The sequence below is a fragment of the Polynucleobacter sp. UK-FUSCHL-C3 genome, from assembly GCF_040409815.1.
GTDB lineage: Bacteria > Pseudomonadota > Gammaproteobacteria > Burkholderiales > Burkholderiaceae > Polynucleobacter.
In genome coordinates this window covers 1,003,222-1,027,621 of sequence record NZ_CP099959.1, presented here as the reverse complement: position 1 = coordinate 1,027,621, position 24,400 = coordinate 1,003,222, and the positions used below count along the sequence as shown (strand labels likewise).

General features: G+C 47.8%; 24 protein-coding genes. 12 read left to right on the top strand and 12 right to left on the bottom strand.

Annotation, left to right across the window (positions count from 1 at the left end):
* Positions 1–37: 37 nt before the first annotated feature.
* Positions 38–703, top strand: coding sequence for an RraA family protein (locus NKE59_RS05115; protein ID WP_353437885.1), 666 nt, complete (start codon positions 38–40; stop codon positions 701–703).
* Positions 704–711: 8 nt separating this feature from the next.
* Here NKE59_RS05115 and NKE59_RS05110 read toward each other — a convergent pair whose 3' ends face one another.
* Entirely contained in the window at positions 712–1,230 is a 519-nt protein-coding gene (locus NKE59_RS05110; RefSeq protein ID WP_353437884.1) for an adenine phosphoribosyltransferase, read from the bottom strand.
* A 17-nt stretch (positions 1,231–1,247) separates the two neighbouring features.
* On the opposite strand from NKE59_RS05110, the gene NKE59_RS05105 reads away from it, so the two are divergent.
* Positions 1,248–1,817, top strand: a complete 570-nt coding sequence (locus NKE59_RS05105; RefSeq protein WP_353437883.1) for a 5'-methylthioadenosine/S-adenosylhomocysteine nucleosidase — start codon at positions 1,248–1,250, stop codon at positions 1,815–1,817.
* Between the two features lie 64 nt (positions 1,818–1,881).
* Positions 1,882–2,574, top strand: coding sequence for a fumarylacetoacetate hydrolase family protein (locus NKE59_RS05100; protein ID WP_353437882.1), 693 nt, complete (start codon positions 1,882–1,884; stop codon positions 2,572–2,574).
* 5 nt (positions 2,575–2,579) lie between these two features.
* Here NKE59_RS05100 and NKE59_RS05095 read toward each other — a convergent pair whose 3' ends face one another.
* The 3 genes from NKE59_RS05095 to NKE59_RS05085 are packed head-to-tail and all read right to left on the bottom strand — an operon-like array spanning position 2,580 to position 4,962.
* Positions 2,580–2,963, bottom strand: coding sequence for a DUF2237 domain-containing protein (locus NKE59_RS05095; RefSeq protein WP_353437881.1), 384 nt, complete (start codon positions 2,961–2,963; stop codon positions 2,580–2,582).
* Complete coding sequence (locus NKE59_RS05090) at positions 2,963–3,742, bottom strand: enoyl-CoA hydratase/isomerase family protein (RefSeq protein WP_353437880.1); 780 nt, start codon at positions 3,740–3,742, stop codon at positions 2,963–2,965. The genes NKE59_RS05095 and NKE59_RS05090 overlap by 1 nt, the downstream gene beginning before the upstream one ends.
* Positions 3,739–4,962, bottom strand: a complete 1,224-nt coding sequence (locus NKE59_RS05085; protein WP_353437879.1) for a CoA transferase — start codon at positions 4,960–4,962, stop codon at positions 3,739–3,741. Before NKE59_RS05085 ends, NKE59_RS05090 begins: the two co-directional genes overlap by 4 nt.
* 115 nt (positions 4,963–5,077) lie before the next feature.
* Here NKE59_RS05085 and NKE59_RS05080 point away from each other — a divergent pair, with 115 nt between their 5' ends.
* The 3 genes from NKE59_RS05080 (at position 5,078) to NKE59_RS05070 (ending at position 7,045) form a co-directional block, all read left to right on the top strand.
* A complete protein-coding gene (locus NKE59_RS05080) occupies positions 5,078–6,082 on the top strand; it encodes a tripartite tricarboxylate transporter substrate binding protein (protein WP_353437878.1) in 1,005 nt (334 codons plus the stop codon).
* A gap of 87 nt (positions 6,083–6,169) precedes the next feature.
* On the top strand, positions 6,170–6,571 hold the full coding sequence (locus tag NKE59_RS05075) for a hypothetical protein (protein ID WP_353437877.1): 402 nt from the start codon (positions 6,170–6,172) through the stop codon (positions 6,569–6,571).
* Positions 6,572–6,583: 12 nt separating this feature from the next.
* A complete protein-coding gene (locus tag NKE59_RS05070) occupies positions 6,584–7,045 on the top strand; it encodes a hypothetical protein (protein ID WP_353437876.1) in 462 nt (153 codons plus the stop codon).
* Between the two features lie 17 nt (positions 7,046–7,062).
* Here NKE59_RS05070 and NKE59_RS05065 read toward each other — a convergent pair whose 3' ends face one another.
* Entirely contained in the window at positions 7,063–7,278 is a 216-nt protein-coding gene (locus NKE59_RS05065) for a hypothetical protein (protein WP_353437875.1), read from the bottom strand.
* A 233-nt stretch (positions 7,279–7,511) separates the two neighbouring features.
* On the opposite strand from NKE59_RS05065, the gene NKE59_RS05060 reads away from it, so the two are divergent.
* Positions 7,512–7,847 (top strand): winged helix DNA-binding protein, encoded by a 336-nt coding sequence (locus NKE59_RS05060; protein WP_353437874.1) that lies wholly within the window; start codon positions 7,512–7,514, stop codon positions 7,845–7,847.
* Here NKE59_RS05060 and NKE59_RS05055 read toward each other — a convergent pair.
* The 5 genes from NKE59_RS05055 to trxA form a co-directional block, all read right to left on the bottom strand.
* Positions 7,844–9,235: an MATE family efflux transporter gene (locus tag NKE59_RS05055; protein ID WP_353437873.1), complete on the bottom strand. Its 1,392-nt coding sequence runs from the start codon at positions 9,233–9,235 to the stop codon at positions 7,844–7,846. The genes NKE59_RS05060 and NKE59_RS05055 overlap by 4 nt on opposite strands.
* Before the next feature lie 9 nt (positions 9,236–9,244).
* Positions 9,245–10,963 carry a hypothetical protein gene (locus NKE59_RS05050; RefSeq protein WP_353437872.1) on the bottom strand — a complete coding sequence of 573 codons (1,719 nt, stop codon included), beginning with the start codon at positions 10,961–10,963 and terminating at the stop codon, positions 9,245–9,247.
* A gap of 85 nt (positions 10,964–11,048) precedes the next feature.
* Positions 11,049–11,414 carry a type B 50S ribosomal protein L31 gene (locus NKE59_RS05045; RefSeq protein WP_353437871.1) on the bottom strand — a complete coding sequence of 122 codons (366 nt, stop codon included), beginning with the start codon at positions 11,412–11,414 and terminating at the stop codon, positions 11,049–11,051.
* 139 nt (positions 11,415–11,553) lie between these two features.
* Complete coding sequence (gene rho, locus NKE59_RS05040) at positions 11,554–12,816, bottom strand: transcription termination factor Rho (RefSeq protein WP_353437870.1); 1,263 nt, start codon at positions 12,814–12,816, stop codon at positions 11,554–11,556.
* A 354-nt stretch (positions 12,817–13,170) separates the two neighbouring features.
* Positions 13,171–13,497 (bottom strand): thioredoxin TrxA, encoded by a 327-nt coding sequence (trxA, locus tag NKE59_RS05035; RefSeq protein ID WP_353437869.1) that lies wholly within the window; start codon positions 13,495–13,497, stop codon positions 13,171–13,173.
* Positions 13,498–13,624: 127 nt separating this feature from the next.
* Between trxA and NKE59_RS05030 the strand changes: the two genes are divergently transcribed.
* On the top strand, positions 13,625–16,507 hold the full coding sequence (locus NKE59_RS05030) for a PD-(D/E)XK nuclease family protein (RefSeq protein WP_353437868.1): 2,883 nt from the start codon (positions 13,625–13,627) through the stop codon (positions 16,505–16,507).
* 5 nt (positions 16,508–16,512) lie between these two features.
* Entirely contained in the window at positions 16,513–20,046 is a 3,534-nt protein-coding gene (locus NKE59_RS05025) for a UvrD-helicase domain-containing protein (RefSeq protein ID WP_353437867.1), read from the top strand.
* Between the two features lie 6 nt (positions 20,047–20,052).
* On the opposite strand, the gene NKE59_RS05020 is transcribed toward NKE59_RS05025, so the two are convergent.
* Positions 20,053–20,508: a RidA family protein gene (locus tag NKE59_RS05020; RefSeq protein ID WP_353437866.1), complete on the bottom strand. Its 456-nt coding sequence runs from the start codon at positions 20,506–20,508 to the stop codon at positions 20,053–20,055.
* Positions 20,509–20,664: 156 nt separating this feature from the next.
* On the opposite strand from NKE59_RS05020, the gene NKE59_RS05015 reads away from it, so the two are divergent.
* The gene (locus NKE59_RS05015; protein WP_353437865.1) at positions 20,665–21,027 is read left to right on the top strand and encodes a cytochrome c; all 363 of its coding nucleotides are present in this window, start codon (positions 20,665–20,667) and stop codon (positions 21,025–21,027) included.
* A gap of 14 nt (positions 21,028–21,041) precedes the next feature.
* Complete coding sequence (locus NKE59_RS05010) at positions 21,042–21,383, top strand: c-type cytochrome (protein WP_353437864.1); 342 nt, start codon at positions 21,042–21,044, stop codon at positions 21,381–21,383.
* Between the two features lie 56 nt (positions 21,384–21,439).
* Here NKE59_RS05010 and NKE59_RS05005 read toward each other — a convergent pair whose 3' ends face one another.
* Positions 21,440–22,078 (bottom strand): GntR family transcriptional regulator, encoded by a 639-nt coding sequence (locus NKE59_RS05005; protein ID WP_353437863.1) that lies wholly within the window; start codon positions 22,076–22,078, stop codon positions 21,440–21,442.
* Between the two features lie 143 nt (positions 22,079–22,221).
* Between NKE59_RS05005 and scpA the strand changes: the two genes are divergently transcribed.
* Positions 22,222–24,399 carry a methylmalonyl-CoA mutase gene (gene scpA, locus NKE59_RS05000; protein WP_353437862.1) on the top strand — a complete coding sequence of 726 codons (2,178 nt, stop codon included), beginning with the start codon at positions 22,222–22,224 and terminating at the stop codon, positions 24,397–24,399.
* The last annotated feature ends 1 nt before the right edge of the window (position 24,400 follow it).

The following is a 24,400-nucleotide window of genomic DNA, read 5'->3' as shown; positions in this document are numbered from 1 at the left end:
AATACAATTGCCTAAACTCCAGTAAAGGATTGTATTGATGAGCCATGGTATTCATATTTCCCCCCGTGTTGAACCTTCTACCGCTGGTATCAATGCCCTACGAGGCATACCCAGCACAGTCATTAGTGATATGTTGGGGCGCACCTTAGTGGCTAATGGGATCCAACCCATTCATCGCTCTCCCATGTCTATATGCGGTAATGCGTTCACGATCAAACTACATGTTGCTGATAATTTAATGGTCCACAAAGCACTGCAAATGGTGCAAGCGGGCGATGTGATGGTGATTGATGTGGAGGGTGATACTGGATGCGCAGTCATTGGCGAGATCTTAATGACCGTCGCTAAGAGTAGGGGAGTGCTTGGTATTGTGGTTGATGGGGCTGTGCGCGATGTGGATGCCTTTGATACAAATTCATTTCCCTGTTGGGCCAAGGGGGTCAACTTGCGTGGTCCCCTCAAAGAAGGACCGGGATCCATTAATGTACCGATCTCTATTGGCGGAATGATTGTTCATCCAGGCGATATTATTTTGGCTGATAGCGATGGCGTCATTGCAGTGCCGCCTAGCCAGGCATTAGAGGCAGCACGACTCGGTCAGGAAAAAGTTAAACAGGAGCAAGAGATACTCAAAGCGATCCAGGCAGGTCAGTATGCTACGCCATGGGTAGATGAGATTCTTAAGAAAAAGGGCGTGATTTAATTACACCCTTACATCTTCAGAAGACATTGATTCGAAACACCAGCATTCCTGAGTCGCTCTGCGCCCAGTAAGCCTGCAATCTCAAGTAAACAAATCGCTCCACTCACTTTGGCTCCCGTACGCCCAATCAGTTGATGAGCTGCCATGATGGTGCCGCCGGTAGCCAATACATCATCGACAACCAAGACAGAATCATTGGCACTTAATACATTGGTGCTAATTTCTAGGGCATCGTTGCCGTATTCCAAGCCATAAGACTCGCGATGGGTCTCGGGTGGTAATTTATTTGGCTTGCGTACCAATACTAAGCCTTTGTTCAGATGGTTTGCTAAGGCCGCGGCGAAGATGAATCCGCGGGATTCAATACCGAGAATGTGAGTAAATGGATAAGCCTGAGATAGTTGACCCATGCCCTGAATAGCGGAGGCAAAGGCGTCAGTATTGGCAAGTAGGGGGCTAATATCTCTAAACAGGATGCCCGGTTTTGGAAAGTCAGGAACGCCTGGTAAAAAGTCTTCAAGTCTCATGGGATTACACTCTCAGTATGACTGCCAATCAAATCCCAATCTTACTGCTAGTGGCGCTTAAAAATGAACTAGAAGCGATTTCAATACCAAAGAGTATTCCTATTGCATATACCGGTGTGGGGAAGATTAATGCAGCGACTGTAACTCAGACCGCAATTGCGCATCATCAGCCGCAACTTATCATTAACTTTGGCACTGTTGGCAAAATCAATCCAGATCTATCAGATCTCATCACCATCAAGCGCGTTGTGCAGCGTGACATGAACGCAGAGCCATTGGCCCCCAGAGGCGTTACGCCATTTTGCTCAAAGCCAGCGGAGTATCAGGCGCAATCTGGCCTATATACCTGTGGCACTGGTGATAGCTTTGTCACCAGCACAGACCCTTGGTTGGTCGAGCAGAAGATTGATGTAGTAGATATGGAACTCTTTGCTATTGCAGCAATTGCTCACCAGCATCACATCCCCTGGCTATCATTTAAGTTTATTAGCGACTCTGCTGATAGCAAAGCAGGCGAGCAGTGGCATGAGAAGATCAACCATGGTGAAGAGTTATTTATGGAACAGTTAAAACAGCTGATCTCTTAAAAATACAATCGTAAATTACAATATTGATCATTGAGTATTGCCAACAATAAAATAGAAAGTAATCATGAGTACTACTTACGTTATCAATCCCCCAGAGATCCCATCTCTCCCTGTACAGGGGGACACTAAACGATTTGCAGTTAATCGTATTTATTGTGTTGGCCGTAACTACGCTGACCATGCGCGCGAGATGGGGCATGACCCAGACCGCGAGCCACCATTCTTTTTCATGAAGCCTGCTACCGCAATTGTGGCTGATGGCAAGAGTATGGCGTATCCCGCTTTATCGAAAGACGTGCATCATGAGATTGAGATGGTTGTTGCACTCGGTAAGGGTGGTTCGAACATTTCTGCGGATAAAGCGCTCGAGCATGTCTGGGGTTATGGTGTTGGTCTTGATATGACCCGCCGTGATCTCCAAGGCGAGGCTAAAAAGATGGGGCGCCCTTGGGATACTGGTAAAGCATTTGATCAATCAGCACCTTGCTCGGCGCTAGTACCAGTTAGCCAATGCGGACATCTTGCGAAGGGACGGATTCATTTAAAGGTAAACGGAGACGTGAAGCAAGACGGAGATCTAGCGATGATGATCTGGAACGTATCCGATACGATTGCTTATCTATCGACCTTATTTACTTTGATGCCTGGTGATCTAATATTTTCAGGAACCCCAGCGGGCGTTGCTGCAGTATCTCGAGGTGATGTTCTGGAAGGACATATCGATGGCCTGCCAACACTCAAGACCACGCTGGTCTAAATAGACTAGAGCTCGGTTTGGTTCTCAATCGAGAACAGTTTTAAGGTATCCAGATCAACGTGATCGAGAGCATTCAGATGAGTGCTCTCAAGTTTTATAAGAGGCGCACAGCCGTTGGCAAGTGCTTCTTGCCAACGGGTGATACATAGGCACCATTGATCACCAGCTCTTAGACCCGGAAACTGAAACTCAGGACGAGGTGTAATGAGATCATTACCCCGTTGGTAACTAAACTCTAAAAATTCTTCGCTCATGATGGCGCACACCAAGTGCAAACCAATATCCTCTTGATTAGTTTTGCAACAGCCATCCCGAAAAAATCCTGTTAGAGGATCAAACGAGCAGGGAACCAGAGGTTGTCCAAAGACATTGCGAACGATATCTGGCATTACTTTCCTTTCCACTGCGCAGGCTCACCTGCTAAAAACGAACGCACTCCATCTTTAAAGTCAGAGCTGCCATACACCTCACGGATTAAATCACTGCAATCAGGTAAAGAGTGATGGATTACCCGTGCCATGATCTGCTTCGATGCCTTCTGAGTCACGGGAGCCAAGGCTGAGAGCTGTTCTGCTAAGTCAAGTGCCATTTGCTCAAGTTGTTCTTGCTCACCAATTTTGTAGACGAAGCCTTGGGTATGTAGCTCGGATGCGGGGATTAACTCTGCTAGGAGCAACATCCGTTTAACAATAGCAACACCAAGGTGGGCCACTAACCAAGCAATATTACTCGGCGATAAAGTGTTACCAAGAGTACGGGCGATGGGAACTCCGAACTTAGCGGTAGGCGTTGCAATTCGGAAGTCGCACAGAGATGCAATTGCTAAGCCGCCACCGACAGCTAAACCATCAATGACCGCAATGGAGGGCATGCATAATTGCTGGAGAGGGCCTAGGTAGTGATCAATGAGTTTCTCATACCGAACTCCATCCTCACCATCCTTAAAAGCAGTGAACTGCGCAATATCACTTCCAGAAACAAAGGATTTACCGCCAATACCTCGCAAAATAACTGCACGTACTTGAGAGTTCTGATTAAGCTCCAGACAAATACTGCGCAATTGCTCATACATCTCTTGGGTCATTGCATTGCGTGCAGCGGGCTGATCAAAAAAGAGATGCGCAAACTTCCCTTTGATCTCCACATAGACGCGAGCATTGGCATTCATGCGGCAAAGGCTCCTTGTTGTTCTAATAATTTAATCTCATCATCTGTAAATCCTGCTTGCATTAGGACCTCTTGGGTATGCTCACCCAGAAGAGGAGGATGACGCCGAACTTCTTGCGGAGTACCTTGCATCTTGACCGCAAAACCAATGTTGGGGACCTTACCCTCAAGCGGGTGATCGATCTCGATACGCATTTGGCGATGCTTACCATGCTCGCTGTCAAATGCTTGCGGATAATCTAGGATAGGACCCGCTGGTATGCCTTGCGCCAAGAGTAAATCAATCCACTCATCCGCAGTCTTTAAGGCAAAAGAGCTCTCAAGCTCATGAATTAATTGCTCGCGCTGACCTAGGCGACCCGCAATGGTTTGGTATTGGGGATCTTGGATCAGGTCAGGCCGTTGCAAAATCTCACAGAGTTTCTGCCAGAGTTTGTTATTGGTTGCACCCATCACAAAATAACCATCCTTGGCTTTAACCGCCTGATACGGCGCGGTCATGCGATTAGCGGTGCCTAGTGCAACTGGTGGTTGACCGGTGCCCCAGTATTCGGAGGTATCCCAGATGGAGAAGGCCAAAGCAGAATCAAATAAAGAGGCATCGATGTATTGTCCTTGACCGGTATTCTTCGCCCCAATATATGCGGAGAGAGCGGCATACGTTGCAAAGAGGGCACAACCAATATCAGCAACCGGTACTCCCGCTTTCACGGGTTTACCATCACCATGCCCGGTGACACTCATGATCCCTGACATCGCCTGAGCCATTAAATCAAAACCTGGGCGCTCAGCCCAAGGACCGCTCTGACCAAAGCCCGAGATGCTGACATAAACGAGCGCAGGATTAATCTTGCTCATGACCTCATAGCCAACGCCTAAGCGTTTCATGACACCAGGACGATAGTTCTCGACCAAGATATCGGCTTCTTTAACCAGCTTAAACAGAACGGATTTGCCTGCTTCCGACTTGAGATTGATCGCAATGCTTCGTTTATTACGATTCATATTGAGAAATCCCATGCTATCGGGACCCTTCATCTTGAATCCCATCGCACCGCGTGTTTGATCGCCTCCACCCGGAGGCTCTATCTTAATAACATCGGCACCCATATCCGCCAGTAACATGCAGGAGTAGGGACCGGCCATCACTTGACTCACATCAAGAACTTTGACACCAGCCAGAGGAAGGGGGCGTTTAGTGCTTTCTGTAGAAGAATTCATCACAGCATTCTAAACATAAAACCCTTTTGGTTAATACACATTGCTCTTGTAAAATTCACCCCATGAGAATTTGCTTATCATTTGCAACAATGTGCCCCTCCTTTAATTGTTTGCAATGCCTAGTGATTTAAGTCGAAATCGAAGCGGTTTAATACAAAGAGCTCTCATAGGGCTCAGCATACTACTTGGTAGTTTTGCTGTTCATGCTCAGACTAATTCATCATGGCCTAGAGAGACCATCCGGATTGTGGTGAGCTTTACCCCGGGTGGTGCGCCTGATACCTTGGCGCGAGTCTTGGCGGAGGATTGGCAAAAGACCTTAGGTGTTCCCATTCTGGTTGATAACCGCCCTGGTCATGGCGGCAATATTGGCGCAGATCTAGTTGCTAAAAGTAATCCAGATGGCTATACCTTATTGATTGGAACCGTAGGTATTCATGCGATTAATGGCGCTCTTTACGAGAAGTTACCCTATGACCCGATTGCGGATTTCACGCCCATTAGTTTTCTAGCAAGCACCCCCAATGTGCTGATTGTTAACAAACAGCTAGGTGTTCAATCGCTCAAAGAGCTTATTACTCTGGCCAAGTCAAAACCCAATGAGCTAACCTTTGGCTCCTCTGGTACGGGAACTTCAATCCATATGTCCGGGGAACTCTTTAAAGATCTGGCAGGTGTTCAGATCCGTCATATTCCATACAAAGGCAGAGCACAATCTCTCCCCGATCTTGTAAGCGGACGCATCTCCATGCTCTTTGATAACTTGGCATCAGCACAACCATTAATTAGAGCCAATGAAGTCATCGCCTTAGGTGTAACAACCCTCAAGCGCTCGCCATCAGCCCCAGATATTCCGACTTTGGCAGAGCAGGGATTAAGAGGGTTTGAGGCGGTATCGTGGTTCTCCTTGATGGCCCCAGCTAAATTGCCTAAAGAGATACAAGCTCGCCTCAATCAATTAACCGTTCAGACCTTATCAAAACCAGAGATTCGGTCTCGTCTCTCAAACGGGGGGTTAGATCCTAACCCAGGCAGCCCTGAAGAGCTCAGTCGCTATATTCAGCAAGAAGCCTCTAAATGGCGCAAGATTGTTCAGCAGTCTGGTGCAAGGGCGGAATAAAATAAAGGTAATCATGTCAGCCAACATGGGATAGCGGGCGTTAATAGTATGTATAAGACCTTGCTATCACCCAAATAGGAGATAAAGATGAGATTAATCAGGTATCTGCCTTTTTTGCTCATCATCACAGCCAGTTCATTGGCACAAGCAGCACCGCAGTATTCATGGAATATTTCAGTAGGAACTGGGGTTGGCTATTACGGCAGGCCATATGTGGGGCCTTATTACCCTCGACCCTTTTATGGACGTCACTACAATCCTTACTACCGAGCTTATTATTCGCCGCCACCTGTTTATTACCCCGCACCCTATTACGTAGCACCCGCAGTGCTTCCCTTGATCTCACAGTCACAACCGCCCGTCTGGTATTACTGCGAACCACAGCAGCAGTACTACCCGATTGCAAGTTCGTGCAATGAAGCATGGAAGGTCGTACCAGCAACACCGCCTCAGTCTACAAACCCTTATCATCCATCTACTAATCACTAATTTAGGTTGCTCGTGAAACTACACTCCATTCTTTTAGTCGGCGTTACCTTATCCAATCTGGTTCTGACCGCTTGCGTCTCTGCCCCAACAGGGCCGACCATCACTGTTATGCCTAGAGAAGGAAAGCCCTTTGAAGTATTTAAAAAAGAAGATCAAGAGTGTCGAGAGTTTGCTCAAAATTCTGTTCAAGATGGCAATGCAGCTGCTCTCAAGGCTGGAGCCATTAGTGCAGCAACTGGGGCAGCCATTGGCGCAGCAGCGGGGGCGATGTATCAAGGCGGAAGTGGTCCGAACGTTGGCACAGGAGCGGCGATTGGAATGGTAGGAGGCGCTGCTGTTGGAGCAATGGGTGCATCCAATAAGGAGACCCAAGCGCAAACTCAATACAACACTGCTTATCAGCAATGTATGTACGCTAAAGGTAATCAGGTTCCTGGTTTTAAACCGGTTAATGAGTTCAAGCCGATTAAGTGAGTGGTCTTACTGCAACACTACATTAGGATTTTAGAGATTCTTGAGCTTCCATCTTCGTAGAGAAACTGGATTTCATATTCGCTGATGATTTCAGCCTTTTTCAATATGCTAGGACCATAGGGCACTTCAATAACGAGGCCTAATTCTTTATCCTCAACTACGGCTACTTTTTTGGTTGAGTCAATAGATTTAATGACAAATGGACTAGTTTTCTTAAAAAATCGCTCCAGCATAAATCCACATTTCTATTTAATTTGTATAAGTTTATGAAAATTATATTATTTTCCATGGATACACAAATAAATAGCCTGCAATGCTTAGGTCTTTGCTAATAATTGAAGAGGGGGGGGATTTGGTAAGAAAAGGATCGTTCATACACCCAAGGGCTAATCAGGTGTAAAATTTGATTTATTATTTTTGGTAATCCAACTTATATTTCCCCATAATTACTATTAACGGGACTGCTATGGACCTACTGTCTAATTACTTTAGTTTTGCTGAAAGTCGTGACAAGATTCATCTTAAGTACAAGGTAAGTCATCGTGAGTGCATCATTCTTCGCATGATAGCTAGCGCCCATTATGAGGGTCATAAATTAACAGTGTCTGATGTGATTCAGATGAAATCGATTGCCTCACCTGCAACTTCGCATGCTTCTTTGAAGGCCCTGATCGAGAAAAAATTGATTGAGAACAGGCCGTGTGCCAAAGATGCTAGGGTAAAAAAATTAATACCCACTGAGAAAGCAATGAAGCTCTATAAAGAGCTTGGCATGTTACTCATTCAAGATAAGAAGAACTAGACCGTGACCGGCGGCTTAGTTCTTTCATAGTGGGCTGCCGTTCTTCTAAAAATCCAGAGTAATAGGGCAGCAGCTACAGCTAGACTCAAACTATTTGCAATCCAAAATCCATTGACTCCTTGTAATAGTGTTGGCGTATTACCAAACACATTAAAGCCCAAGAGATAGCCGCCGCCTAGACCGATACACCAGAGAGAGCCGGCATACACAATCATTGGCAAGAAAGAGATGCGATAGGCCCGCAGAATAAATGCAGCTACAACTTGTACTGAGTCTACCAATTGATAAAAGCAAATAAATAAGAATAGAGGCGCTGCTAATAGTTTGACATCGGGAGTTGGGTCGTACAGATCAAGCAACTGAAATCGCAGCACCCAAACTAATAGACCAATCACAATACATAAGCCGCCAGTGAATAGAACGGACGACCAACCAATTTCTTCTGCGCGATGTTGTTTGCCTGCCCCAATCGATTGGGAAACAAGAGTCATGGTCGCAATTGCTAATGAGAGTGGCACCATATAGATTACCGTACCTAAATTAGCCACGATCTGATGCCCTGCAAGGGTAGTAGTTCCCAGACGAGCAATAAATAGGGACATAAAGGTATACGAGGTGACCTCAATGAAATAACTTAAACCAATGGGTGCGCCTAAGCGTAATAGTGTCCAGATACGATGCCATTTAGGCCAGCTAAAGCGCTCAAAAATATTAAAGGGCTTATAAAACTGACCCCACAGCACAATGATCAAGATTGAGAAAAACCACAACCAATTAATGATGACGGTGGCAACGGCACAACCGGGGCCTCCCATTGCATCAATGCCAAAGCCGCCGTAGATGAAGAGCGCATTAAGCGGAAACTTAGCGGCTAAACCAATCAACTGAAGGATGGTAATAATGCCTGGTCTGGAAACGGCATTATGAAAAGACATTAAAACCCGCATGCCCATGCTGGCAGGTAGGCCTAAGGCAAGGATCTGAAGATATAAGCGGGCTTTGTTCTCTAAATCAAGATTGACCTGTGAGATCGCTAGCAAGTGGTCAGCGTTCAAAAGAATCAGGGTGCCAACGATCGTCAAGCCGACCGCCAGCCAGCCAGCCTGACGAACCTCTTCACCAATCTCCGCATAATGCTTTGCCCCAAAGAGTTGACCCGCAATGGGGGTGAGGGCGGCAATTACACCGGTCAAACCTACATAAACACTAATAAAGATTGCACTTGCCATCGCTAATGCCGCAAGATCTTCTGAGGAATAGCGTGCGGTCATTGCCGTATCTAAGACCCCAAATGTAATGACGGCTAGTTGGCCTACCAAAAGAGGACCGGCTAATTTGAGAAGCTCAGGAATATCTTCTCGCAATCGCGAGATTCGATAAAAGGACATCGTGATCAGTTACTCAGACAAGACCTGATATAAACGCAAACGCTCCGTGCGGTCAGATGCCCGACGATCCTCCCACAATAGCTTGAGTTTCTTATCGTTGAGGGCCGAGAACGCAGAGGCGGTGCTGGCATTATGAGTCAGCATATAGGGGCAATTGGGGTTGTCGGCCAAGGCTAGTTTTGTGAAGTAACTAAAGGATGCCAGCTGGGCTAGGCCTAAATAACTGGTATCAATGCACTTAGCATCTGCCGGTACCGCCTTGACCAAACGCTCAGCCACAAAACGATAGGTCTTGGCATAGTTAATCGTAGGAAGCCATAAGGTCATCAAAAGAACCCACATCAGGGTTGTGCCAGCTGCTGAGATAACCAAGCAGCGCCAAATAACCTTTGGCGCGCGTGAGGTACGCCATTGCACTACCCATAACCAAAGTCCTGTAATGATGAGGGCAATCACAAGTGTTAGCCCACTAAACTGAGCCTCAAAGCCAGGAATGAAGCGCGCCACATTAGCAGCGATCGGTGCAGGATAGCCAGTGGTCTTTGCAAACCAAATGAACCAAATCGCAATAGCAACGATCGTAAAACTCAACATTGCAAACCAATCAATAAAGCTAATGACACTACGACGCAAGATGGGCAAACTAAATGCAGCCAAAATAGCCATCGGCGGTATCAACACAATCAGATCATGTTCATTAGCCTCAACGCGAAATAGCACATAAATAAAACCAGCCAGCAATAAACCAAGCGGAATACAAATGTGTGGAGCACGCCATGTGCCTGCATCGTGGTTGCGACCCCAGTGAACCAAAGATACCAAGGCTAAAGGCCAAACAGGCCATGCGTAAGCCCAAAAATTAATGCTCATAAACTGCAAGGAGCCCCAAGCAAGATAGCGATGCATGGGCGGCGTGTTAGCCCACGCGTTTAGGGCGGAATCTTGCAACTCTGGACTGAGATGAAACACGTGCCACAGTAAGGGCCAAATACCAATACCAAGAATTGCTATCACAATAGAACTAAGGGTCCACCGAAAACGAAGTTTTACCTGACACAGCAAAACTGCAAGACCGATGGCCAGGGCAATTAAAGCAGTCAGCGCCCAATTACTTGAGAGCCCCAAAATAACTAAGCCCAATCCGGTCCAAGCGCCTCCTTGCCAAGGCTTATCTAAGCCACGCACAGTGCCATACAAAATAATCGAGAGCCCCATCAGGTGAGCCATCATGGGGGTGGTCTCATGAGAACGCTGTGCCAAACCAATGCAGGCTAAGAAGATGAGCAATGCCCCATCCGCTAAGGTCATGCCATAGTCGCGTGTATTAGGTTGACCGCCTAAGGCAAAACTCATGGGCTGCACTTCCTGACGACGTCCTAATAAATACGTGGCATACCAAATCGCAATGGCAGAAGTAAAGAAGCAAAGCGCTGAATACAGTCTGGCTGCATTGGCGTCACCGATTATTGAACCAAATAGATCAATGAATGTTGCACCTAACCAGTAGGGCAGTGGTGCACCCATGGAAAGATCACGACCAGCAAGCCCCGGAACCAACCAGTCTTGCCAAGAACCTAAATGCAAATTCCACATCACCCCAAAACCAATGGAGTCTTCATTCTTCCAAGGATCACGACCAAAGAGACCCGCTAAACCATAAACGAGGGTCAACGCAAAGATCACAATGCGTGGAATTGAGACGGTGGCGGCAGCAGTGAGTTTGACCATACTAAAAAGAATAAAACAGAAATAAAAAAGGCAGCAAACGCTGCCTTGTGTACATCAAGTCAAGATTAAAACCATGCCGAAGCAATTACTTCGCTTTCTTGGTAGCCACTTTCTTGGCAGCAGGTTTCTCGGTCTTCTTGGCTTCAGCAGCTGCAGCGCGTTTCTCAGCAGTCTTAACAGCGCCGTCACCAGTGGACTTCGCAGCAGCCTTACCACCAAATTTCTGGCGGAATTTCTCAACACGACCAGCGGTATCGATAATCTTCTGGGTACCGGTAAAGAAGGGGTGTGACTCGGAAGAGGTCTCAATCTTAGCTAATGGATACTCATTGCCATCTTCCCATTTGATTTTCTCTTTGGTGTTGATGGTAGAGCGAGTTTTGAAGCTAAAGTTGTTGGAAACATCAACAAAAACAACTTCGCGATATTCGGGGTGAATGCCTGGTTTCATAATCAATATCCTTGGTACGGGTAGCCGTTGAAGGTCAAAAAAGGGATTCCCTCAATACTTGCCCAGGTGGTCAATACAGCAAAAGCGAAATTATGCCACAAAATCAATAGGAAAGCATCGAAAATGCCTTCCCAGGCCCTTAGCCGCCACGGCGCATGAGGTCAAAGAACTCAGCATTATTCTTGGTTGATTTGAGCTTATCCACAATAAAGTTCATGGCCTCGATCTCGTCCATATCAGCCAGGAGCTTACGAAGCACCCAAATTTTCTGGAGATTCTCGGGTTTAACCAGGAGTTCTTCACGGCGGGTACCCGACTTATTGAGGTTGATCGCAGGATAGACACGGCGCTCAGCTAGGCGACGCTCTAAATGCACTTCCATATTGCCGGTGCCTTTGAACTCTTCATAGATCAGGTCGTCCATTCGGCTTCCGGTCTCAATTAAGGCGGTTGCCAAAATAGTGAGGGAGCCACCTTCTTCAACATTACGAGCCGCACCAAAGAAACGCTTTGGACGTTGCAAAGCATTGGCATCGACACCGCCTGAGAGTACTTTGCCAGATGAAGGCACTACCGTGTTGTAAGCACGTGCTAAGCGTGTAATCGAGTCGAGCAAAATAATGACATCTTTTTTCATCTCAACCAAACGTTTGGCTTTCTCAATCACCATCTCTGCAACTTGTACGTGACGCACGGCAGGTTCATCAAAGGTAGATGCAACGACTTCACCATGCACCGAGCGTTGCATCTCAGTAACTTCCTCAGGACGCTCATCAACCAGCAAAACAATCAAAATGGCTTCTGGATGATTCTGGGAGATCGCATGCGCCACATGCTGCATCATCACGGTCTTACCTGATTTAGGAGAAGAAACAATCAAGCCACGCTGACCAAAACCAATCGGCGAGATCATATCGATAATGCGACCAGTCAGATTCTCTTCTGCCTTGATATCGCGCTCTAGAGAGATAGTGCGATTGGGGTGGAGCGGTGTTAAGTTCTCAAACATGATGCGGTTTTTGAGATCTTCTGGGGCCATGCCATTAATCTTGTCTACCTTCACCAAGGCAAAGTAACGTTCACCTTCTTTGGGAGTGCGCACCTCACCCTCAATGCCATCACCCGTATGTAAATTAAAGCGACGGATTTGAGCAGGGGAGATATAAATATCATCAGGCGAGGCCATGTACGAGGATTCAGGAGAGCGTAAGAAACCGAAGCCATCGGGCAGAACCTCTAAGACCCCATCCCCAAATACCTGTTCACCTGCCTTGGCTCGCTTTTTAAGGATAGCAAACATCAGCTCTTGCTTACGCATGCGCTGGGTGTTCTCGATCTCAAGGCTAGCAGCCATCTCAAGAAGTTGGGAAACGTGGAGTACTTTTAGTTCAGTCAGTTGCATGGTGTGCTTATGGTTCTATCAAACAGGAAAAAGGAAGGGAAATAAGAGGAAGGGGGAGAAATTAGAGGGGTTTTGGGATCGCCAATCGGGTATACAAGACGGCAATGCAAAACAGTGATAACGAAATTAGCTTAAATCGAAATGAGTAATCAGGGTATTAAAGGTAGATTGGGAGAGAAACTAGAAATTTTGGGGAGAGCCGCAAGCGGACTCTGCAATGAGATGTAATTTTACACTAAAAACGCCCAAAACCAGAATACTTCAAGAAGCTTGGCCTAAAAACAACATCAGGCTCAACTCCTGAGCCTGATATCGGTCATTCTAGCGGGTAAATTGTAATGACTAAGAACTGCCTCAAATATTGCTATCGATGAACGCTGAGAGCTGGGATTTGGCTAATGCACCCACTTTCTGGGCTGCAACGGTGCCATTTTTGAACAAAATAAGAGTTGGAATGCCCCGAATATTGAACTGGGCAGGAATACCTTGGTTCTCATCCACATTCATCTTGGCAATCTGGATGCGATCGCCGTACTCAGCCGAAAGTTCCTCCAATATGGGACCAATCATCTTGCAGGGGCCGCACCACTCAGCCCAAAAGTCGAGAAGAACGGGTTTGTCTGCTTTTAGAACGTCTTGTTCAAAAGATGCATCACTTACATGTTTAACACCGGCACTCATGAATATTCCTTATCAATTTATCGGGTTGGAACTGCTCTCATTCGAAAGCGTCCCAAGCCCTTATATTATCAATAAGCTGTGAACCATGCCCAATTCCCTTAGAACGATTGCAAAATAAGCACTCGCTATGCAAACCCTGACGATCACCCCCAATCAAAATGCCCTTTTGGAGATGGCGGAGCATATTTGGGAGATTGCTAAGAGCAGCAAGACTAGACCGCTCGTGATCCTGCCCACTGCTGGACCGAATGCCAGTTTGCGCCAAGCCCTTGAGCGCATTCGGCCTTCCTTGGATCAAGCAAATGTTCCCTTTTTGCCAGAGGTGCACAGTCTTAGTGATTGGTTAGAGCTGGCGCCAGATATTTTCTTAATACCCGATCAACAATCGCAAACCGAGCGCATCTTACAAACCTATGCTTCGATTGATGCTCACCCTGAGTTACAAACTTGGTTTGCTGCCGAAGGAGAGGGCGGGGTGTGGAGTCTTGCGCAAGCCATTGTGAGCGCCTGTGAGTTACTCTCACAAAGCATCATGCCGCATTTATCGTGGGATCCGAATACGCTCGATCTCAAGGGCGATATGCAAAAGCTTGAGTCTGTCTTGCAAAGTGCAATCGACACAGCATACCCAAAACTAGCGCACGCCTTGGTTAGCAAAGAAGCAAATGTCCTATTGGCATTCTGGAGATACCTAGGCTCGGTCCGCGATCCCATCATTCGGAAGCATTTGGCCTTAGCCTCTTATGTGCAGCAGTTTGCACAACACCCACAGTCGCGCAGACCCCTAATCTGGATTGATACCGTCGAGCCGCAACCTGCGCAAGCTAGTATGCAAACCCAATTCTTGGAAGCCTGCACACCTTACATACCAGTGCATCGCTTGCAAATGGATTGGAGCTCAGTCGCCTTGTGGTCTGAGGCCGTCAGCGCGGAAGTTGGTGCACAAGAAGAGGCGCAAGCTCAGCACAATATTCATACCCTAAAAACCAAAACCATTCACTGCATTACTGCGAATCGCTTTGAAGATCTAGCCTGGGAGGCAACACGACGGATTGAGACGCATCTAAAAGAGGGGCGCAAACACATTGCCTTAGTCGCACAAGATCGATTGTTGGCCAGAAGAACCCGTGCACTATTGGCGCGCCTAGGTCCTAGTTTAAGTATTGCCGATGAGACCGGCTGGAAACTGTCTACGACACGCGCTGCTGCGGCACTGCATGCATGGCTTGAGTTATTGCGTTCTCCCAGCGAAGGACCAAGCGCTAGTACATTACTGGAGTTCTTAAAAAATCCCTTTCTGGATCTCGAGCATCTTCTTAATACCCAAGAGAGTAATTGTGATCTGCTCATCACCGAGTTAGAGAACGCTTTACTGATTAAACAGGCACACTCCTCCTGGGTCAGTTTCTATCTAACAATAGAGGCAGGAACTAGCTCAGAATACGATCCGCGCTTACAGACCCTATTGCAAGTGATTCGGCAACGCGTGGGGCAATGGCAGAGCAAAGCAATGCAAACACCGTATTGCGCAGAAGCTCTCTTACAACTTCACGAAGACCTATCAGCCTTTGGAATGAAGCAAGGCTTTGAGCAAGATGCTGCGGGCCTGCAGTTGCTCCATATGCTGCAAACACTTGGAATGCAACAAAGCAAGTTAGGCCAGTTGCGCATGCCTCTAAACGAGTGGTTGATCTTGCTAAAGACCGTCATGGAGGAAGAGGTCTATCGAGAGCAGGGTGCACAAACCAGTGCGCGCGTATCGATCTTGCCACTGAGCTCCACCCGCTTGCGCTATTTTGATGCCGTGGTCATGGTGGGTTGCGATGAGCGCCAGTTACCCGCGTTTTCAGAGCCCCCCTTATTTTTCTCGGAGACGCTCTGCCAAGTATTGGGAGGGTCGAGTATCGCTTGGCAATTCCGTCAGCAAGCAAGAGATCTCTCACAGCTAATCGCCAGTTATGAGCACATCGATCTTCTTTGGCAGAGTGAGGGAGCTCGAGGAGAGCCATTGCGAGCAGCACCGTGGATACAGAGACTGCAAAATCACTTACCAACATTGGCGACCATTCAGGCAAAGGCAGAGCAACGCACCGCACAAGCAAGACCAAGCGCTATGGCTAGCGCACATCGACTACCTGGTCTTCCGATGCCAACCCGCATGAGCCCCAGTGCCTACCGAGCACTTCGATCCTGTCCCTATCAATACTACGTGCGCAACTTATTAGGCTTACGTAAGCGCAAAGGACTTGACGAAGAGCTCGATGCATCCCTGCTGGGTCAGACCTTACATCAGATCTTGCGCAACTTCTTTCAAGAACTTAAGAGCACTCAGATCCGTGAACCCCGTTTACAGGATCCGCAATACCGACAAACCTGGATGCAAGAGCATTTGCACCATGCTTCAGAGCAGGGCTTTCTAAAACTACTTGAGGGTGATAAACGAATTTTAGGAAGCTTGCGGGATTGGCAAAAACAAATCCCAAGCTTTGTCGCGTGGCAATTGGAGCGCGAGAGTCATGGCTGGCAATTTCATGATGCTGAGCTCAAGGTCGGCTTTGAGTTTTCATTCGCTGATGCTCACCACCAAGAACATACTGTCCGCATTGAAGGATATGCCGATCGATTAGACATCAATACAACTCTCAGACAAGCGGCGGTGCTCGATTACAAACATCAGAGTCCCGATAAGATCAAAAAACGAGCAGACCAACTGATGGATGACCCGCAACTCCTGCTCTACACCAAGGCTATTACCGAGGAGCAAAAGGCCACAGACCATCCGGTCATCGAGGCCGATTGGGTCGCTCTCAAAATGAATCTCAAGAAAAAAGATTCCAGCGAGCGCTCGTTCAAGCTTAATCATTTATCGGATCAGGTCTTGGTCCTTGAGAAACAGTTACAACAAGACCTCAGTGCGGTTTGGTCAGGATCGGCTATGCAAGCCTTTGCACCCGAGAGTGCCTGCCGCTATTGCGAGGCCCGTGGTATTTGCAGAAAAGGAATGTGGTGATACCCATGCCTAGCAAACTCAATATCCCACTAGTCTGCAATCCCGCTCGCTCGGTCGTAGTCTCTGCGTGTGCAGGGAGTGGAAAGACCTGGTTGCTAGTGGCGCGCTTAATTCGGATTCTGTTAGCAGGAGAGTCGCCTCGCTCTATTTTAGCTCTTACCTTTACCCGTAAAGCTGCCCAAGAGATGCGTGATCGACTCTATAGTCTTCTGCACGAATGGTCTCAATTGACCGACAAAGATTTAATCACTGCATTGGAAGAACGGGGCCTTACTCAAAGCGAGGCAATGCAATCGATCCATCCGGTGCGCGCTTTATATGAGACCTTGTTGGCAAACCCGCATTCGGTCGTCATCGATACCTTTCATGGTTGGTTTGGTACTCTCTTAAGTGGTGCACCGGTATCGATGGGAGCACAGCAAGGATTTAGTCTACGCGAGGATGCAAAACGATTACAAACTGAATGTCTAGAGGATTGGTGGGCATCATTACCCAAAGAGATTGAAGCGCACTATGAGGTCTTGCTCGATCATCTAGGTTCTTACCAAACTACTCAATTTCTGTTGGGGTCGAGTAGCTTGCTGCGACAGAAGGGCGCTTGGGTCTTCTTTGAGAAAGCTTGCAAGGCGCAAGGACTGACCCCTTTAGAGGTTCTCAAAGCCTATTGCAAAGACCATCAAAGCCCAAACCCACTCCTTGATGCCTTAGCTAATCAGCATGCACTAGAAGAACTAAAACAGATACTCGATGGTTTACAAAACGGCGGCAAGAAGGACCAAAATTTAGTTCCTGATCTTGAGCTCACGATCGAGCATCTCGCAAACAATGACCTTGCCAGCGCAGTCACCATAATTGTTCCAGTGTTCATGACCCAAAATGAGTTACCCAGTTATCGCAAGGATAATGACAGTGCTAGTAAGACCATCTTGGCCTATCTCGAAGCGCAACAGCACAACTCCCAAGAGTTCATTCAAGTTCGGCAATATTGGGGACGAGTGTGTGAGCAATACATTGAATGGCGAACACAGCGCGACGCAATTGCTCTGAACCAAGCATGGTTTGCAGTGAGCGCCGCAATCTTTAAACATACCCAAAGAGCGAAGGAGCGTCTGCGGGTCCGAGACTTTGATGATCTCGAACTCGGTGTCGCACAAATGATCGCAGACCCACGCATCGCAGCTTACTTACAAGCACGTTTGGATGCGCGCTACAAACATATTTTGATCGATGAGTTTCAGGATACCAATCCATTGCAATGGCAAATCCTCAAATCATGGCTAGAGGCTTATGGCGAAGACGCTAATCGACCCAAGGTATTTATTGTGGGCGATCCGAAGCAATCGATCTATCGCTTTCGTCGTGCTGACCCACGTTTGTTTACAGCAGCCACACATTTCTTAGAAAAGCACTACGGCGCTGCACTGGAAGAACAAAATACCACCCGACGCAATGCCCCGAAGATTGTGGAAGCGGTCAACGCCATCTTTTCTGCAGACCGTATACCCGAGTCCTATCCATTTAAAGAGCAAGATACTCATTGGACCGCACCGTCATTGCCAGAGCCAGCTGTTTATCAAAGCGGCGAGGCTTATCGCTTGAACCTTATTCCCTATGAGGAGCCATCAGAAGATCAACGCTTTGGCAATGCCCTCGAGGCAGCTTTGGTTGATCCTCACGAGACCCCTGCAAAAAAACAGCGTGCGCAAGAAGGGCGAAGAATTGCGAGCCTTATTACGCATCTAATGCAAACTCGACGGGTCTTAGACGAAGAGCTCGACACAAGTAATAGCAAGGTAAAGCGCATCGTCTGGCGACCAGTACGACCAGGAGATTTTTTACTATTAGTAAAGCGCCGTGCTTACTTATCAGAGTATGAGACAGCACTACGTGACGCTGGACTTCTCTATGAGAGCCCGCGCTTAGGTGGATTGCTAGAGACCCTTGAGGTCGATGATCTAATTGCCTTACTTACTATATTAGTAACTCCTGGTAATGATCTCGCTTTGGCACAGGTCTTACGTAGTCCACTATTTGCGCTCGATGAAACACAAATGCAAACCTTGGCTGAGTTGGTACAAAGTAATCAGGGTTACCGCAATTGGTGGGAGGCACTGACCCATGGTGAGAGCCATTCCCATCAGGCCCAATTCCAAAGCATTACCCAACACATCAAGCAATGGATTGATCTAGCCAAACACCTACCGGTTCATGATCTGCTCGATCATGTGTATTTCTCGGGGGATGTCCGGCTTAAATACGCGAGTCATTGTCATGAGAGTGATCGCGATCAGGTATTAGCCAACCTAGATGCCTTCTTAGAGCTAGCGCTTAATCTTGATGGCGGTCGCTACCCAAGCTTGGGACGTTTTATTACTCAACTGAATCGGATGCGACGCGGCGATGAAGACGAGACCCCAGACGAAGGGGAGATGAGCGCAGAGGCTCAGAACGAAGACCCCGATGATTTTGATTCAGACCATGAACAGAGTGATGTGTTGCACGAGCAAAGTGGTCGACGTGCACAGCGGGTACGCTTAATGACCATTCATGGTGCTAAAGGATTGGAGGCACCCTTTGTGATCTTGCTCGATAGTAATAACACTGCTGCACCTCATTTTGGAAGTGGTGTCTTACTCGATTGGGATCCCGAGCAAGCCGGACCGAGTCATTTATCCATGTTCACCAAACTCAGTCTGGGTGCAGGACGCGAAGACCTCAAGCAACAAGAAAAAGAGATTGTCCTGAAAGAGAACTGGAACCTACTCTATGTAGCAATAACCAGAGCTAAGCAAGGTTTTTGGATGAGTGGTGTGGAGAGCTCGCAGAATCGAGAGGACGCTGGGGTGAGCAAAGATAGTTGGTACGCACGCGCACGCAGCGCAGAGCTTCCCCTCTTTACCGAGCTCGATGACGATCTGCAGTCATCGATTCGGATACAAAAGCACATAGCAACTAAAGCACCAACACCAGATACACCATCAACACAATTTGAGCTAAGGGATTTGGTCTTGAGCTGGTGGGGTGATGAACTAGTTGGGGGTGATCCCCTCAGCATTAGCCCCGAGCGACAACAGGCTTTGGATGAAGGATTATGGTTTCATGGGGTATTGCAACGCATCAGCCCACAACAATATCGACCGGTCTCTCACACTATTCCGGAGCCTAAAGCGATTGCAAGTGCATTCATGATCTCGCTTGCAGATGCAGAGCGCGCCTTACAGCGCGCCATCACGGTTTACCAGGCACCTGAGCTACAGACTTATTTTGATCCTAAGCAATATCAGGAAGCGTGGAATGAGCTCGATCTGGTGAGCACCGAAGGTAAAAGTATGCGCATTGATCGTCTAGTCGAGCTTAGTGATTGCTTAGTGATTCTGGATTACAAACTCACACTCCCTAAGCTCGATGATCCGCTCTACCAACAATACACAGAACAATTAACAAACTACCAAGTCGAGGTGCAACGTATTTACCCACATAAAGCCATTAAGGCGATCCTAATTGATGCCCAAGGAAAAAGCTTGCCGCTAATTCACTAGCAGCAACTAAATCTCAACAATCATCTCAATCTCCACACAGGCTCCCAAGGGAATCTGTGCAACCCCAAATGCGCTGCGAGCATGCTTGCCCGCATCACCAAAGATCTCACCAAGAAGCTCAGAGCAACCATTGACCACTAGGTGATGTTCTGTGAACTCGGCGGAAGAGTTCACGAGACCCATGAGCTTCACAATTCGCTTGACGCGATCTAAGGAGCCTAAATGGGCATTAAGGGTTGAGAGAAGATCAATGGCAATACTGCGAGCCGCTGCCTTACCCCTTGCGGTATCCATATCAAGACCCAGCTTACCAACCCAAGGCTTGCCATCTTGTTTGGCAATATGACCTGAAAGAAAGACCTGATTGCCGCTGGTAACTGCCATCACGTAGGCAGCGGCAGGGGTGCCAGGCGTGCTGAGGGTGATTCCGAGTTTGGATAATTGTTGGGCAATAGCGCTCATCTGTACCTTTCAAATAAGTGGGGGAATAAGGGTGCTATTAGAGCTTGCGCTCAGACACCCATCAGTATAAGAAATTGGCAAAAATACCTGACAAATTCCCTCTCCGCTATACTTCAGCCTACAAAATATTAACCATGTTGCAATACGCTTAAGCATATGAACAAAGCCATCATTTTCTCAATCGGCACAGCACTAATTGCTAGCCTATTTTCTATTAATGCCCAAGCTCAAGACGTCAAGGGTACTGCCCAAGCCGGTCAAGCCAAAGTATGGATCTGCGTAGGTTGCCATGCGATCCCTGAATACCGTGCCGATTGGCCACAGGTTTACCGAGTGCCTAAATTGGGTGGACAGAACGCTGAGTACATTATTGCTTCCTTAAAAGCCTACAAGTCAGGGGAGCGCAAGCATCCCACCATGCGCGGAATTGCTGGCAGCCTGAGCGATCAAGATATGGCTGACATTGCTGCCTACTATGCTGCGCAGAATGCGAACTCACCCCGTAACCCATTAAAGTAATTGGAATAGAGACCATGATTAAATCCGCTCTTATTCTTGCCTTACTCAGCGCCTCTGTAGGAATTGCGCATGCAGCCGATATTGCCAAAGGTAAAGAACTCGTTGAAAAGAACAACTGTGCAGCTTGCCACGGTGCTGGCTTAAAGGCGCCTGTAGCAGCTGCGTATCCAAAGATTGCTGGCCAGTACCAAGACTATTTGTACTTCGCATTGAAGTCTTACACTGTAAATAATGCGAATGTTGGTCGAAACAATGCGATCATGCAATCCCAAATGAAGCCATATAGCGATAAAGATCTACGTGATATGGCTGCCTACATCGCTTCATTACCAAGCGACCTAGTGGTCAAGAAATAAGTTCCAGACTTATTAGCAGAAAGCCCCGTAAGTCGGGGCTTTTTATATTCTGACTTCTATTTAGCAGCCTCTAAGCCTCGGGCTAGATGCGTGCGCATGGCTTGCTCAGCCGCAATGGGGTCACGCTTGAGAAGGGCTTTCAGAATCTCACGATGCTCCGACAAGGAGGATTGCAAACGACCTGAACGACTTAACGAGTCCTTGCGCTGTAACTTCAATACTTTGCGAAGATCCGCAATCACACTGGTCATCCATGGATTATTGGCAATAGCAATGATGCGTTCATGAAACCGTACATTAATCTCAAAGAACTGATCTAGATTGCGATCGGCCGCAGCCTTCTCTAAACGCAAGTGCATGTCATCCAAGTCATTGAGATCTTTCTCCTTCGCTTTGCTGGCAGCCTCTTTGGCGGCTTCACCCTCTAATAGGGAAAGGATCGTAAATATTTGCTCTAAATCACCCCGATTAACCTCGGTGACGTAAGCACCCCTGCGCAGCTTCATGGTGATGAGCCCCTCGGCCGCCAAGACCTTGATGGCCTCCCGCAGGGGAGTGCGGCTAATCCCAAACTCTTTAGCCAGACTTTGTTCGTCAATCCAGGCGCCTGGAGCCAGATCATGGGCAAAGATCCGTACCCGCAGCTGGTCTGCAACCTCTTCGTAGAGCGGCCTAGATGCGAGTATCTTACTCATATTAATCTCTTAAGGTACTGTTTATAAACATTTTTTTCTAAAATGATCAATATTCTGAATTCATAATTATGTATCCAATTCTATAGACAAATAGATTAAAGTCAAGCAAAATACCTGTATTCCTACCCATTGATGGAAAGCACATGAGTCAGAAATCCCCAAAGGCTAGAGCAGTCTGGCCAGACGCCCCAACCCCCAATCAGGAGGCTTGGCAAGAAGCTGCAAGCAAATCAGCACCAAATGGTAATGTCGATGGCCTCGGCTGGGAGACCCCGGATGGGATCCATTTAAAGGCCTTGTATACCCAAGCTGATTTGGCTGGAGTGCCTTATACCAATAGCCTGCCAGGGTTTGAGCCTTATCTGCGGGGCCCGCAGGCAACCATGTATTCCGTTCGTCCTTGGACCATTCGTCAATACGCAGGGTTCTCCACCGCCGAAGAGTCCAATCTCTTTTATCGCAAAGCATTAGAGGGCGGCGGTCAAGGTATATCCGTAGCATTTGACCTCGCCACACATCGTGGTTACGACTCGGATCATCCTCGGGTTGTGGGTGATGTCGGTAAAGCAGGTGTGGCAATTGATTCAGTGGAAGACATGAAGATATTGTTTGATGGCATACCGCTAGACAAGGTCTCAGTCTCGATGACCATGAACGGTGCTGTTCTCCCTGTGCTTGCTGGTTACATTGTGGCCGGTGAAGAGCAGGGTGTTACGCAAGCCCAATTAAGCGGCACGATTCAGAACGATATTCTGAAAGAGTTCATGGTGCGCAATACCTATATCTATCCACCCGCACCATCGATGCGCATCGTTGGCGACATCATTGAGTACACCGCCAAGAACATGCCTAAGTTCAACTCGATCTCCATCTCGGGTTATCACATGCAAGAGGCTGGCGCTAATCAAGCACTCGAACTTGCATTCACACTGGCCGATGGTAAGGAGTATGTCAAGACCGCATTAGCAAAAGGTCTTGATGTGGATGCGTTTGCTGGCCGCCTTTCATTCTTCTTTGCAATCGGGATGAACTTCTATCTAGAGGTAGCCAAACTACGAGCTGCGCGTATGTTGTGGTGGCGCATCATGAAAGAGTTCAATCCTAAGAACCCCAAGTCATCGATGTTGCGCACGCATTGCCAAACCTCGGGATGGTCCTTGACCGAGCAAGACCCCTATAACAATATTGTGCGTACCACTGTAGAAGCGATGGCTGCTGTATTTGGCGGAACCCAATCCTTGCACACCAACTCCTTTGATGAAGCGATTGCCTTGCCATCGGAGACCTCATCGCGCATTGCGCGGAATACGCAATTGATTTTGCAAGAAGAGACCCATATCACCAGCGTGGTGGATCCATGGGCAGGTTCTTACATGATGGAGAAGCTTACTCAAGAGATGGCTGATGCGGCCTGGGAAATTATTGCCGAAGTTGATGCAATGGGTGGTATGACCAAAGCGGTAGAAAGCGGTTGGGCCAAACTCAAGATCGAATCAGCAGCTGCCCAAAAGCAAGCCAAGATTGATGCTGGTGCAGATGTGATCGTCGGTGTCAATAAATACAAACTACAGGAAGAGAGTTTGGTAGATGTCTTGGTGATCGATAACGATAAGGTACGCGATAACCAGATCGCTCGCCTGAAATCGATTAAAGCTAAACGCGATCCTAAAAAAGTACAGGAAGCACTCGCTGCACTATCTCAAGCGGCAGAACAAAACACAGGTAATTTATTAGATCTAGCGATCAAAGCAATCCGTTTACGCGCAACGGTGGGCGAGGTGTCGGATGCTTTGGAAAACGTTTATGGCCGCCACCGTGCCGATACACAAAAGGTGACCGGAGTGTACGCAGCCGCATACGATTCAGCAGAGGGTTGGGAGAAGCTTAAAGGCGAGATCGCCGAGTTTGCAAAACAATATGGCCGTCGCCCACGAGTGATGATTGCCAAACTAGGCCAAGACGGTCATGACCGTGGTGCAAAAGTGGTAGCAACCGCCTTTGCAGATCTGGGCTTTGATGTGGATATGGGACCCTTGTTCCAAACACCCGAAGAGTGCGCGCGCCAAGCAATTGAGAACGATGTGCATGCACTCGGTATCTCGACCTTGGCAGCTGGACATAAAACACTGGTGCCAGCAATTATTCAGGAGTTACGCAAGCAAGGCGCCGATGACATCATCGTCTTTGTAGGCGGTGTTATACCAAGGCAGGATTATGAGTTCTTGTATGAGTCAGGGGTCAAAGGGATTTATGGACCAGGCACGCCGATACCAGCATCCGCTAAAGATGTCTTAGAGCAAATCCGAAAGCACCAAACCTAAT

Bases quoted from the DNA above. Each gene is read 5' to 3' on its own strand.
- NKE59_RS05115 (WP_353437885.1), top strand. From the start codon at position 38: ATGAGCCATGGTATTCATATTTCCCCCCGTGTTGAACCTTCTACCGCT.
- NKE59_RS05110 (WP_353437884.1), bottom strand. From the start codon at position 1,230: ATGAGACTTGAAGACTTTTTACCAGGCGTTCCTGACTTTCCAAAACCG.
- NKE59_RS05105 (WP_353437883.1), top strand. From the start codon at position 1,248: ATGACTGCCAATCAAATCCCAATCTTACTGCTAGTGGCGCTTAAAAAT.
- NKE59_RS05100 (WP_353437882.1), top strand. From the start codon at position 1,882: ATGAGTACTACTTACGTTATCAATCCCCCAGAGATCCCATCTCTCCCT.
- NKE59_RS05095 (WP_353437881.1), bottom strand. From the start codon at position 2,963: ATGCCAGATATCGTTCGCAATGTCTTTGGACAACCTCTGGTTCCCTGC.
- NKE59_RS05090 (WP_353437880.1), bottom strand. From the start codon at position 3,742: ATGAATGCCAATGCTCGCGTCTATGTGGAGATCAAAGGGAAGTTTGCG.
- NKE59_RS05085 (WP_353437879.1), bottom strand. From the start codon at position 4,962: ATGAATTCTTCTACAGAAAGCACTAAACGCCCCCTTCCTCTGGCTGGT.
- NKE59_RS05080 (WP_353437878.1), top strand. From the start codon at position 5,078: ATGCCTAGTGATTTAAGTCGAAATCGAAGCGGTTTAATACAAAGAGCT.
- NKE59_RS05075 (WP_353437877.1), top strand. From the start codon at position 6,170: ATGAGATTAATCAGGTATCTGCCTTTTTTGCTCATCATCACAGCCAGT.
- NKE59_RS05065 (WP_353437875.1), bottom strand. From the start codon at position 7,278: ATGCTGGAGCGATTTTTTAAGAAAACTAGTCCATTTGTCATTAAATCT.
- NKE59_RS05060 (WP_353437874.1), top strand. From the start codon at position 7,512: ATGGACCTACTGTCTAATTACTTTAGTTTTGCTGAAAGTCGTGACAAG.
- NKE59_RS05055 (WP_353437873.1), bottom strand. From the start codon at position 9,235: ATGTCCTTTTATCGAATCTCGCGATTGCGAGAAGATATTCCTGAGCTT.
- NKE59_RS05050 (WP_353437872.1), bottom strand. From the start codon at position 10,963: ATGGTCAAACTCACTGCTGCCGCCACCGTCTCAATTCCACGCATTGTG.
- NKE59_RS05045 (WP_353437871.1), bottom strand. From the start codon at position 11,414: ATGAAACCAGGCATTCACCCCGAATATCGCGAAGTTGTTTTTGTTGAT.
- rho (WP_353437870.1), bottom strand. From the start codon at position 12,816: ATGCAACTGACTGAACTAAAAGTACTCCACGTTTCCCAACTTCTTGAG.
- trxA (WP_353437869.1), bottom strand. From the start codon at position 13,497: ATGAGTGCCGGTGTTAAACATGTAAGTGATGCATCTTTTGAACAAGAC.
- NKE59_RS05030 (WP_353437868.1), top strand. From the start codon at position 13,625: ATGCAAACCCTGACGATCACCCCCAATCAAAATGCCCTTTTGGAGATG.
- NKE59_RS05025 (WP_353437867.1), top strand. From the start codon at position 16,513: ATGCCTAGCAAACTCAATATCCCACTAGTCTGCAATCCCGCTCGCTCG.
- NKE59_RS05020 (WP_353437866.1), bottom strand. From the start codon at position 20,508: ATGAGCGCTATTGCCCAACAATTATCCAAACTCGGAATCACCCTCAGC.
- NKE59_RS05015 (WP_353437865.1), top strand. From the start codon at position 20,665: ATGAACAAAGCCATCATTTTCTCAATCGGCACAGCACTAATTGCTAGC.
- NKE59_RS05010 (WP_353437864.1), top strand. From the start codon at position 21,042: ATGATTAAATCCGCTCTTATTCTTGCCTTACTCAGCGCCTCTGTAGGA.
- NKE59_RS05005 (WP_353437863.1), bottom strand. From the start codon at position 22,078: ATGAGTAAGATACTCGCATCTAGGCCGCTCTACGAAGAGGTTGCAGAC.
- scpA (WP_353437862.1), top strand. From the start codon at position 22,222: ATGAGTCAGAAATCCCCAAAGGCTAGAGCAGTCTGGCCAGACGCCCCA.